This window comes from Micromonospora sp. NPDC052213, from assembly GCF_040679695.1.
Classification (GTDB): domain Bacteria; phylum Actinomycetota; class Actinomycetes; order Mycobacteriales; family Micromonosporaceae; genus Micromonospora.
In genome coordinates this window covers 1-10,706 of the sequence record NZ_JBFAVI010000126.1, presented here as the reverse complement: position 1 = coordinate 10,706, position 10,706 = coordinate 1, and the positions used below count along the sequence as shown (strand labels likewise).

Sequence of the window (10,706 nt, the reverse complement as noted above, 5' to 3'; positions counted from 1 at the left end):
GGACAAGACCACGATCGAGTTCTGGCATGCCATGAAGGGGGCCAACGCCACCGCCGTCGCCCGACCACGTCGACCCGACCGTGTCGGCCCTCCTCCGGTCACCTGACGGACACGTGCACGGTCGGCCACCGATCGACAACCTTCCGTCGCGACGATCCGTCCGGCGCCGATACGGACAATAGCCGCTTGGCCGGCGGCAATTGTTGATGACGCAAGCACACTGTGGGGCGTGACATATCAGCCTCCGCAGGACCCCTGGCAGGGCCAGGTGCTGCCACCCCAGCCCTTCGAGCCGCCGACCGCCGCGTACGCCCGGGTCCCCCCTCGCCCGACGGCTCAGTTCGCGCAGCAGGACCGACGGTCGTGGTGGCGCGGGTTGCCCGGCAGGGCGCGGATCGCGCTCGCGGCCACCGGCCTCCTGGTGCTGTGCTGCTGCGGAGGCCTCGCGATCGGAGCGACGACCGATCCGCCTCCGGGCACGGAGCGGCCGGCGGCCGTGTCCACCCAGGAGCAGCCGAAGACATCGGGTGCGGACGCATCCACAGCAGGGGCGGCAGACATCGCCGCCCCGGCAGGGCCGACGCCGACGGAGGCGGCACCGGCGGAGCCGACGCCCACGGTGGAGGCGTCGCCCCTCGTCGAAATCCGCACCGTCACGCAGACCCAGAAGATTCCTTACCAGACCAGGACGGTCAAGGACTCCAGCATCCCGGAGGGCACCCGGAAGGTGCGGACCCGCGGTGTCGCGGGAATCAGGACCCTCACCTACGAGGTGACCGTGACCGACGGCGTCCAGACCGACCGGAAGCTGGTGCGGTCCGCTGTCACCAGGGCGCCGATCACGCAGGTCGTCGCCGTGGGCACGAAGAAGACGCAACGGTGCGACCCCAACTACACAGGCGCCTGTGTGCCCGTCGCCAGCGACGTCGACTGCGCCGGCGGTAGCGGAAACGGGCCCGCGTACGTCGAGGGACCGGTGTGGGTGGTCGGCAGCGACATCTACGACCTGGACCGGGACGGCGACGGCGTCGGCTGCGACGAATGACGGTCGCGGTGGCCCCTTCCGCTCACTGACGGGAGGGCCCACCGGCGCCCGACCACGATCTTGACCTCAACCCCGCTCGAGGTCCTACGGTCGCGGCATGACGATCAAGGCTTACCCGCAGGACGTGCTCGCCGCCCAGCCCATCGGGTACTGGAGCGGCGCCGCCAACGAGATCATCGTCGGCAGCCTCCGCGCCGCCCTCGCCGAGGAGAACCTCACCCAGCCGCACTGGTGGACGCTGAACCACGTCGCCGGCGCCCCCGAGAAGTGGACCCGTGCCGCGCTCACGGCCAAACTCTCCCGATTCGACACCCAGGGCACCGACTTCGACGCCGTCTACGCCGACCTGGCCGCCCGTGGCTGGACCACCGAGGTCGACGGCCGGCTGGCCCTCACCGAGGCGGGCGAGGCCGGTCGGCAACGCGCGGCGGCCCGCAACCGCGAGGTCCACGAGCGGATGCACGACGGCATCGACGCCACCGAGTACGTCGCGGCCCTGAACGTCCTCCGCCGGATGATCGCCAACCTGGGCGGCGACAGCGACCTCCCGTAGCGGGGCGGCGGACGCCTCCCACACCGATCAGGCGGCCGGCTCACTGTTCGGGCACTCCTCCTCCGCAAGCGCCTCGCGGAGCCGCCGCCGCTCGCGGCGGGTCAGGAAGAACTCGATCACCGCCGTGACGACGCAGATCACGCTCAGCCACGCCAGCGCCGCGAGTGCCGACCGGCGGGCGACGACCGGGATCAGCGCCACCAGCAGGATCGCCGCGACGACCCGCGGCCACACGAGGGTGCGGACGGCGCGGCTCAGCCGCCACTGGAACGCGGCGTGCGAGATCATGAACAGCGCCACCCCGCCGTACATGGCGTAGAGACCCAGACTGTCGAGAGGGTCGCCCCGCCGGTAGGCGTGGGCGTCGCCGACCAGCGACGGCACGTGCTTCAGCCCGAGCGCGAGCAGGATGATCCCGGCGATCATCGGCAGGTGCAGGAAGGTGTAGCCGTCTCGGGCGAGGACCACCCGGCGGGCCTGGTCGGCGTCCCGCAGCGCACGTTCGCCGATGAGGGCGGACAGGTCGAAGTAGATCAATTCGAGGGCGCCGGCGATCACCACGGCGAGCGCGGAGGCGGTGAGCAGACCCGGTGAGCCCGGTACGCTGCCGCCGGCGATGCCGACCGACACCAGCACCTCGCCGAGCGCCACGATCATGATCAGGTTGTGGCGCTCGGCCCAGTGCCGGGCGGAGAAGATCTGGCGTTCGGGGACCCGGAGCATCTGTCCTGCCCCGTAGTCGACGATGACCGCCAGCAGCCAGAGGACGACCTGCCCGGCCCTCGCCTGGTCGGCGCCGAGGTTCGATCGGGGAAGCAGCGCCGCGGCCAGCAGCAGGGTGACCGCGACGCCCATCGGCACGGTGAGCGCGGCGAGGTCGACGCGGCTCAGTCCGGGGGTCGCGTAGATCCGCAGCGCCAGGTAGAGCACCCGCACGGCGGCGAAGCAGGCGACGAACGCCAGCGACGTGTCCGTGCCGCCGGGAACGTCGGTGAAGGCCTCGCTGATCGTCACCGTCAGCACGAACATGATCGGCGTGACGGAGAGGATCACCAGCCGAGACATGCCGTAGCTCGCCTGGGCCCGGTTGCCGAGCCAGGCGAACAGCGACCAGGACCACCACAGGATGGTGAGGACGAGCAGGCCGTGCAGTACGCCGAGCTCGCCCGCCTCCGCCGTCATCAGGGTGGTCACCTGGATGAACGCGAAGACGAACACCACGTCGAGGAAGAGTTCCGCCGTGGCGACCCGGGACTGCTCGGTGACCGAGCGGACGCGCCGCGCTCCCGTCACTTGTCGCGCGGGCACGGCGGCGTCATGACCCGGGTGGGCCGGAAACGGCGTCGGGGCCGGCTGAGGAACCGCACACCTACTCCTCCTCGCGCGTGGCTGTGGCAGGGACGTGTCCCCGTGTGGGCACCGGACAAACTCCCTGCGGCCACCAGGGTCAGGCCCACGGCGGTCCGCACACGACGGGTCGTCTCCGGTTGACGGGCTGCCGTCCCGCCGGGCGGGAGGGCAGCCCTGCCGGGCGCGTCCGCTCGCTTCCGGTGTCGGTACAGTGCCGGCCGGCCCCCAGGGCCGCGGCGATCACTCCGACGCCCTCCTCGATGGCCGTGGCCGTGTTGGCCGCGTAGCCGAGGACCAGCCCCGGCGGGTGGGGACGCTGGCAGTGCCACGACAGCGGCTGTGGTGTTCGGCGCGTACGGGATGCTCGCCGGCGCCGTGCGCGACCGGGTGCTGGCCCGACCGGCGGTGACCCGATGGCTGCGCCGGGGCTTCGCCGGCTCGTTCGTGGCGCTCGGGCTGGTACCGGCCCGCGCCGAGTCCTGAGGGAGGACCCGACCGGCCCGCCGGCGGCTTCGAGTGCTGGAGCCGGGTGGTCAGATGTTCGAGGAGTCGGGCGGCACGTCGGCCGGGAGCAGCGGCGCTCCGGCCGCCGGCCCCGGCCCCTGGCAGGCCAGCCCGACGGTGTACGCGGTCATCGACAGCGATCCGTACGCGTACCCGTCCACCAGCACCTCCGAACCGTTGCCGGCGGCCCCGGCCAGGCCGGCCAGGTAGAGCAGCGGGATGAAGTGGTCCGGCGTGGGCACGGCCAGGCCGAAGTCGCGGTGGGCGTCGAGCGTGGGCGCCTCGGTCGGCTCGCCGAGCATGACCTCCCTCGCCGCCTCGTCGAACCGGTGCGCCCAGTCGAAGCCCTCGTCGACCATTCGCGGATCCACCCCGCCGAGGTTGTGCACCACGTTGCCGCTGGCCACGACGAGCACGCCGCGCTCGCGCAGCGGCGCCAACCTCGCGCCCAGGTCCAGGTGGTAGTCCAGATCCTTGAACGCGTTGATGCTCAACTGGACGACGGGGATGTCGGCGTCGGGAAAGGCGTGGGTGAGCACCGACCAGGTGCCGTGGTCGATGCCCCAGGAGTCGACGTCCGCGCCGACCCAGGTGGGGTGGACGACGTCGCTGATCTCCTCGGCCAGCTCCGGCAGGCCCGGCGCCGGGTAGCGGACGTCGAACAGCTCCTGCGGGAAGCCGTAGAAGTCGTGGATCGTCTTCGGTCGGGGCATCGCCGTGACGGCGGTGGCGCCGATGTACCAGTGGGCCGACACCACCAGGATCGCGCGGGGCCGCGGCACCGACCGGCCGAAGGCGCGCCACGCGGACGTGTACCGGTTCAGCTCCAGGGCGTTCATCGGGCTGCCGTGCCCGAAGAACGCCGCCGGCATCACCGTGGGGACCGTCTGGCTGCTCATGCTGCTCCCCCGACCTCGACGACGACCCGAGCGTAACCAGGCGCCGGCGGGGGCGGGCAGGCCAACGCCCACCATGACCCGGTGGCGTCACACCGGGGCGCCCCTCGCCGACGACGACCCCGGCCCCGGTGCGCCGGCCGGGTCGGCGCCGTCAGGCGGACACCTCACGCCAGGCGGGATGGTTGCCCCGCCAGGCGCCGGCGAGGATGACCGCCGATGCCCGGCCCGGGCATTCCTGCACCCGGGACCGGCCGGAGGCGCCGCCGATCTGCACCTGCACGTCCCAGCGCTGCCCGTCCGTGCGGATGTACACGTCGCGGCGACCGCGCTGGGACGTGTCGCCGTTCCACCAGTGCTCTTCGATCCTCACCTGGCGACCGTATAGCAATCGACCGTCGGGCGGCACAGGGGCACCGGGGCGACTCGGCCGACCACCGGCCAGGGCGCCCGCTCCCGGGTCGAGGACGGCGGGCGGGCGAGGAGACGGCCGCTCAGGCGGACTCCCCCGGCGCCAGGTGGCGGTAGCCGGGCACAGTCTCGGCGAACCAGCCGTTCACGCTGGCCAGCCCCCGGTCGTTGAGCTGGGCGTCGTGGATCGGGAACACCCGCTCCGCCCCGGCGGCCCGGGCGAAGTCGATCGCCTCGGTCAGCTTCAGCCAGGACGCCTGCGCGGGGACGAGCAGGGTCCGCACGGGCCGGTCCGGCGGGTGCAGGGAGTCGCCCGGGTGGTAGACGTCGTCGCCGACGAGGTAGCCCAGGTTGGCGCAGTCGGGCTGACCGCCGTGGATGGCGGCGTGCCGGCCGCCGAGCGCGGTCACGGTGAGGCCGGCGGCGGTGAACCGCTGCCCGGCGCCCACCCGGGTCACGGGCAGCGGGACCGGGCCGGGCAGCGCCGCGCCCTCCGGCGCGAAGACCGGCACGCCGAGGCCGGCCAGCCGGAGCACGTCGACGTGGTCGGTGTGCTCGTGGGTGACCAGCACGGCGTCCGCGCCGGCCAGGGCGCGCGGCTCGCTCCACGTGCCCGGGTCGATGACCAGCACGCCGCCGTCGTGCTCGAGCCGGACGCAGGCGTGGGTGAACTTGGTGATCCGCACCCGCCGACCGTACGCCGCCGGCCCGCGACCGTCAGCCCTCCCGGCCCTCCCCCACGATCCGGTCGAACTCGGCGGGGCCGATCTCGCCCTCGCGCAGCCGCCGGGCGTTGGCGGCGAACCGGCCGATCGCCCGGCCCCTCGCCGCCGTGGCCGCGTCCGGCACGCCGTCCGGGTCGAGGCCGGCGCACTCGTCGGCCACCTGCCGGGGGTCGTCGGGATCCGGGGACTCGCCGTGCAGCCGCCGCAGCGCCGCGCGCAGGTGCGCGTCGGCGGCCTCGCTCGTGCCCCAGGCCCGGGCCAGCTCGACCGTGCGCCCCAGGGTGTCCTCGCCGACCTTCTCCTCGCGCAGGGTGGCCCGCATCATCCGGAGGAACCGTACGGTGGTGGCGTCCGCGTCGTCCATGATCATGCCGGCAGAGTAGCGAGCGGGTGCGACAGACTCAGTCGTGCCCGGCGTGGGTGCCGGGCCGGGGTGGGATGCCGGCGCGCTGGCCCGGTTCCGGGTGCCGCAACCCGGACACGTCCAGTGGCGTGTGCCGAGGGAGAGTGTGGCGAGCAGGTGCCCGCAGGCCGAACACGTCTTCGACGACGGGTACCAGCGGTCCACGACGGCGAGGGTGCGGCCGTCGCGGTGCGTCTGGTAGGTCAGCAGGGTGCGGAACTCGGCCCAGCCGGTACGGCCGATCGCTTTGGCCAGGCAGCGGTTGCGGACCATGATCTCGGCGCGCTCGGCGGGGCCCGGACGGCGTACACCGCCCGGGCCCTCGCCCACCGCGCCCGCAGGAAACGCCGCGCGACCGCCTAGCGGCCGACGGAGGAGGCGGCGGCGGCCGCCACGATGGCGTCCTGTTCGGCGTCGTCCAGCACGCCGGATCCCACGAGCCCGTCGGTGACCGAGGCGACGTGCGCGACGAACGCGCCGTGGCTGCCCCAGTCGGCCTCGTCGCGGATCAGGTCGTTGACCGTGCACCCGCCGTCGGCGTACCGGTTCGGCACGGCGGTCGCGCGGCCCGCGTACACCTGACGGCGCAGGTCGGAGCGTGGGCAGGCGTCCGCCTCGGGCACGTACCGCAGCAGGTGCGAGCCGTACTGGACCGCCCGGTTGGGTGCCTTGACCCCGTTGCGGAACCACAGGTTGCCCTGGCCGTCCTGGGTCAGCCGGTAGGTCTCCGCGTCCCGGATCACCCGCACCGCCTTCGACAGCGGGTCGATCTTCAGCAGGTAGCCGTCGAGCGAGGCGTAGACGTGCTCGTCGGCGGCGCTGACGACCAGTTCGTCGGCCACCCCGGAGTAGCCGCCGGGCACGTCGACGCGGTGCGTCACCGCCCCGGTCGCCGGGTCGAGCACGAACACCTCGCCGTCGGCGAGTCCCCAGATCATGCCGTCCGGCCCGGCGACGACCGAGGTGATCGCGTCGGCGCCCGGCACCGGGATGTACTCGGCCGTCTTCTCGCCGGTCACCAGGTCGGCGGTGAACAGCTTCGCCTCGGTGGCGCGCGGGACGGTGCCCCCGCCGCCGCTGACCGTGGTGCCGGCCCAGAGCCGGTCGCCGACCACGGCCAGGCTGATCACGCCCTGGTCGGCGACGATGTCCCGGCGGGTGGTGCGGGCGCCGGTCGCGGTGTCGTACACGGTCAGCGCGCCGCCCCAGAGGCCGTAGTCGGGCGTGCTGCCGACGTAGACCCGGCTGCCGGCCGAGGCGAAGGCGATCGGGCGGTTCTGGCCCTCGGGTTGCAGGCGGAACAGCTCGCGCGGGTTGGTGCCGAGGCGGTACGGCTGGGTCGGGTCGTAGACGAGCACCCCGCCGTACGGGTAGACGCCCTGGTACATCCTCCCGTCGTGCCAGCCGAAGCCGTCGGCCTGCCCGAGCCGGCCCACGTTCGTCGCGGCGCCGCTGGCCGGATCGAGCACGGCGAGGTTGCCGTTGATGTAGAGGTTCGTCCAGATCCGGCCGTCCGGGCCGGCGGTGATGTTGTTGATGTCCAGCGCCTGCGGCGGGAACGGCAGCCGGTACCGCTCGCTGGCGCCGGTCGCCGGGTCGTACCGCAGCGCCTGCCCGGCGTAGTTGCCGACGACGGCGTAGAGCTGGCCGTCGAGGAAGCCGAAGCCGATGCCCGCCCCGTCGCTGCGCACCGGCGCGCCCGCGGCGTCGCGCACCGGCCCGGCGGTGTCGGTCGGCAGGTCGTAGCGCCAGAGGTCGGTGCCGGAGGTGAAGTAGACTGACCGGCCGTCGGGGGCGAGCGGCGAGGTGCCCCGGGAGCCCATGGTGAAGCCGTCGGCCAGGACGGCGCCGGTGTCCGGGTCGAGCACGAGCGCCTGGAGCTTGCTGCGCTTGACGAAGAGCTTTCCGCCGACCAGGTTGATGTCGTACGGGTGGTTCGGGTCGCCGCGCAGCGCCTCCGGCCAGATGTCCCGCTTCTCGCCCGTGGTCAGGTCGAGGCGGATCAGGTGGCCGCCCGTGCCGACCGCCGCCCACAGCACGTCGCGCGCGGCGTCGACCGCCACGTCGATCACGTACTGCTCGCCGGGGTGCATCCGGCCGTGGTCGCGGAACCCCTCGCCGGGAGCGTAGGAGAAGACGTGCGCCCCGGGGTAGGTGCCGCCGTAGACCCGGCCGTCGGCGCCGGGGCGCAGGCCGTAGAGGACGGTCTGCCCGGGCACGGGCGCGCCGAGGTCGACGGTGGCCCGGGTGTCCGGGTCGTACGAGTAGAGGTGGGCGTTGGGGTAGCTGCCCGCGTAGACGGTGCCGTCGCCGGTCTGGGTGATGCCCCAGGCGCCGGAGGAGTCGGGCAGGTAGGCGGTGTCGAGCAGTTCCCGGGTCACCGGGTCGGCCACGCTGAGCACCCCGGGCGAGCCCATCTGGACCCCGTAGACGACGGGCCGGCCGGCGGCGCCGGTGCCGTAGTGGCCCTCGAAGACGGTGAGGGCGGTCTGCTGGACCCCGAAGTCGGTGACCCCGCCGGGCGCGGGGGCGGCCGGCGCGGCCGCGGCGGGGGCGGCGGGCAGCAGGGCGGCGGCGAGCGCCAGGACGACGGCGGGCACAAGGGGACGACGTAACGGCGACACGACGCGACCTCCACGTTCGACGATGCCGGCACCCTATTACGGTGGCGTCCGGAACTCTAGAGGCACCGATGAATGCCTGCACCCGCCCGGCGCGGGGTCCGCGCCAAGGGCTCGACACGGCGCGATCCGCGTGGTGGGCTGTGACGGTTAGAGCCCGGACCGAAACCTGAAGACTCTGGAGGTCGTGTTGCGACGTACCGCGCTCACCGCGGCCCTGCTGCTGGCCGCCGCCACCCTGGCGGTCCCGGCGGGGCCCGCCCACGCCGAGGCGCCCCCGCCCGGCACCGTCACCGACCTCGGGCCCGCCTCCGAGGTCACCTCGGTCAACGGCTCCGAGCTGATCGACGGGACGATCTACACCGCGACCGGCGGCGTGAACCCGGTCGTGGTGGGCGGCTACGACCTGGCCGCGCAGACGGTCGACCAGCGCTACGAGCTGCCGACCGGCGGCGGCGCCTGGGCCACCACGTCGGTCGGCACCGACCTGTACGTCGGCACCTACGAGCCGGGCGACCTGTACCGGGTGGACACCACCGGCACCGGGGTCACCAAGGTCGCCGACGTCTCCCCCGACCGGTACATCTGGGCCCTGGACACCGCGCCCGACGGCGTCGTCTACGGCGGCACCTACCCCGGCGGGCGGGTCTTCTCCTACGACCCCGCCACCGGCGCCACCCGCGACTACGGCGTCGCGGTGCCCGGCGAGCAGTACGTGCGCAGCATCGCCGTCGACGCGACGACCATCTACGCCGGCGTCGGGGCGCACGCCCACCTGATCGCGATCGACCGGGCCACCGGCGCGAAGCGGGAACTCCTGCCGCCCGAGTTCGCCGACCGCACCTTCGTCGGCACCCTCGCCCTGGAGAACGGCCTCCTCGCCGCGGCCCTTTCCCCCACCGGCACCATGCTGCTGATCGACACCGCGAACCCGTCGAGGTACGAGGTGGTGCAGACGCCGGACAGCTTCATCACCGCCATCGCCGTCGACCCGTCGCGCAACGACGTCTACCTCGGCACCCGCCCCTCGGGCACGCTGCGCAGGTACGACCGGGACACCGGGCAGCTCAGCACCCTCGCCGTGCCCTACGACGGCGCCTCCTTCGGCCGGATCTTCGTCACCGGCGACCAGTTGCGCGGCGTTGTCACCAACACGGTGGTCACCTACGACCTGAACACCGGCGAGCTGACCGGCGTCGACCTCACCCAGGCCGGCATGCCGCCGGCGCCGGAACTGGCCATGGCGATCGCCACCGACGGCCCCCGGGTGTACGTCTCCGGCAAGGCCGGCGTGCAGGTGCACGACCTGGCGGCGGGCACCTCCACCCGGCGGTTCCTGCCCGGCGAGGCCAAGGCCATGACGCCCGTCGCGGGCGAGATCTGGATGTCGGTCTACACGCTGGCGTACCTGTTCCGGATGGCGCCCGACGGCGACCCGCGCCGGGTCGCCGCGATCGGCGCGGAACAGACCCGGCCGCTCGACGCCACCTGGTCCCCCGCCGACGGGCTGCTGGTCGTCGGCACCGAGCCGGACTACGGCCGGTACGGCGGCGCGGTCAGCCTCTACGATCCCCGCACCGGGGCCCTGGACGTGCACCGCGACGTCGTCGCCGACCAGTCGATCCGGTCGGTGGCGGTCAAGCACGGCACCGCCTTCCTCGGCAGCAGCGTCAACGGCGGCTTCGGCACCACCCCGCGCGCCACCGAGGCCCGGCTCGCCGGCTTCGACCTCGCCAGCCGGACGAAGACCTGGGAGATCACCCCCGTTCCCGGCGCGAAGCAGATCGTCGACCTCGTGGCCACCGGCGACCGGGTCATCGGACTCACCGAGACCGGCGTGCTCTTCGCCGTCGACCGGCGCACCCGCCAGGTCGTGTCGACCGCCGCCGTCGCCCCGGGTCAGAGCACCCTGGTGCAGGTCGGCGCGACGATCTACGGCACCAACGGCAGGGACGTGTGGCAGCTCGACCCGGCGACGATGACGGTCACCCCGTTCGTCACCGGCCTGAACGCGCAGTGGTACGGCGGCGGGGCGCTGCTCACCGCCGCCCCGGACGGCTCGGCGCTCTACGCGCTGCGCGGCCGCAACCTGGTCCGCATCCAGCTCTAGGCACCGGCACGACGGCCGGGGGGGGGGCGGTGGGGGGGGTTGGCCGCGGCGCCCGCCGCGCCGGGGGGTGGCCCGCGCGGGGGGTGGG

10 protein-coding genes are annotated in these 10,706 nt (G+C 73.7%); 4 read left to right on the top strand and 6 right to left on the bottom strand.

Features of this window, described 5'->3' with window-relative positions; all coding sequences use genetic code 11:
* The first annotated feature begins 229 nt into the window (after window positions 1-229).
* Window positions 230-1,045, top strand: coding sequence for a G5 domain-containing protein (locus tag AB0L34_RS24670; RefSeq protein ID WP_363706947.1), 816 nt, complete (start codon window positions 230-232; stop codon window positions 1,043-1,045).
* 97 nt (window positions 1,046-1,142) lie between these two features.
* A complete protein-coding gene (locus AB0L34_RS24665) occupies window positions 1,143-1,598 on the top strand; it encodes a MarR family winged helix-turn-helix transcriptional regulator (RefSeq protein WP_363706945.1) in 456 nt (151 codons plus the stop codon).
* Between the two features lie 27 nt (window positions 1,599-1,625).
* On the opposite strand, the gene AB0L34_RS24660 is transcribed toward AB0L34_RS24665, so the two are convergent.
* Window positions 1,626-2,906 carry a low temperature requirement protein A gene (locus AB0L34_RS24660; protein WP_363706943.1) on the bottom strand — a complete coding sequence of 427 codons (1,281 nt, stop codon included), beginning with the start codon at window positions 2,904-2,906 and terminating at the stop codon, window positions 1,626-1,628.
* A gap of 384 nt (window positions 2,907-3,290) precedes the next feature.
* Here AB0L34_RS24660 and AB0L34_RS24655 point away from each other — a divergent pair, with 384 nt between their 5' ends.
* Entirely contained in the window at window positions 3,291-3,431 is a 141-nt protein-coding gene (locus tag AB0L34_RS24655; RefSeq protein WP_363706941.1) for a hypothetical protein, read from the top strand.
* Between the two features lie 50 nt (window positions 3,432-3,481).
* Here AB0L34_RS24655 and ygiD read toward each other — a convergent pair whose 3' ends face one another.
* From ygiD to AB0L34_RS24630, 5 genes are all read right to left on the bottom strand, one after another.
* On the bottom strand, window positions 3,482-4,351 hold the full coding sequence (gene ygiD / locus AB0L34_RS24650; RefSeq protein ID WP_363706939.1) for a 4,5-DOPA dioxygenase extradiol: 870 nt from the start codon (window positions 4,349-4,351) through the stop codon (window positions 3,482-3,484).
* A 151-nt stretch (window positions 4,352-4,502) separates the two neighbouring features.
* On the bottom strand, window positions 4,503-4,721 hold the full coding sequence (locus AB0L34_RS24645; RefSeq protein ID WP_350708282.1) for a hypothetical protein: 219 nt from the start codon (window positions 4,719-4,721) through the stop codon (window positions 4,503-4,505).
* A 121-nt stretch (window positions 4,722-4,842) separates the two neighbouring features.
* The gene (locus AB0L34_RS24640; RefSeq protein ID WP_357461432.1) at window positions 4,843-5,445 is read right to left on the bottom strand and encodes an MBL fold metallo-hydrolase; all 603 of its coding nucleotides are present in this window, start codon (window positions 5,443-5,445) and stop codon (window positions 4,843-4,845) included.
* Window positions 5,446-5,476: 31 nt separating this feature from the next.
* On the bottom strand, window positions 5,477-6,217 hold the full coding sequence (locus AB0L34_RS24635) for a transposase (RefSeq protein WP_363706937.1): 741 nt from the start codon (window positions 6,215-6,217) through the stop codon (window positions 5,477-5,479).
* Window positions 6,218-6,246: 29 nt separating this feature from the next.
* On the bottom strand, window positions 6,247-8,487 hold the full coding sequence (locus AB0L34_RS24630) for a hypothetical protein (RefSeq protein ID WP_363706935.1): 2,241 nt from the start codon (window positions 8,485-8,487) through the stop codon (window positions 6,247-6,249).
* 208 nt (window positions 8,488-8,695) lie between these two features.
* Between AB0L34_RS24630 and AB0L34_RS24625 the strand changes: the two genes are divergently transcribed.
* The gene (locus AB0L34_RS24625; protein WP_363706933.1) at window positions 8,696-10,618 is read left to right on the top strand and encodes a hypothetical protein; all 1,923 of its coding nucleotides are present in this window, start codon (window positions 8,696-8,698) and stop codon (window positions 10,616-10,618) included.
* The last annotated feature ends 88 nt before the right edge of the window (window positions 10,619-10,706 follow it).

Excerpts from the sequence above, each read along its gene's own strand:
- AB0L34_RS24665 (WP_363706945.1), top strand. The coding sequence starts at position 1,143 with ATGACGATCAAGGCTTACCCGCAGGACGTGCTCGCCGCCCAGCCCATC.
- ygiD (WP_363706939.1), bottom strand. The coding sequence starts at position 4,351 with ATGAGCAGCCAGACGGTCCCCACGGTGATGCCGGCGGCGTTCTTCGGG.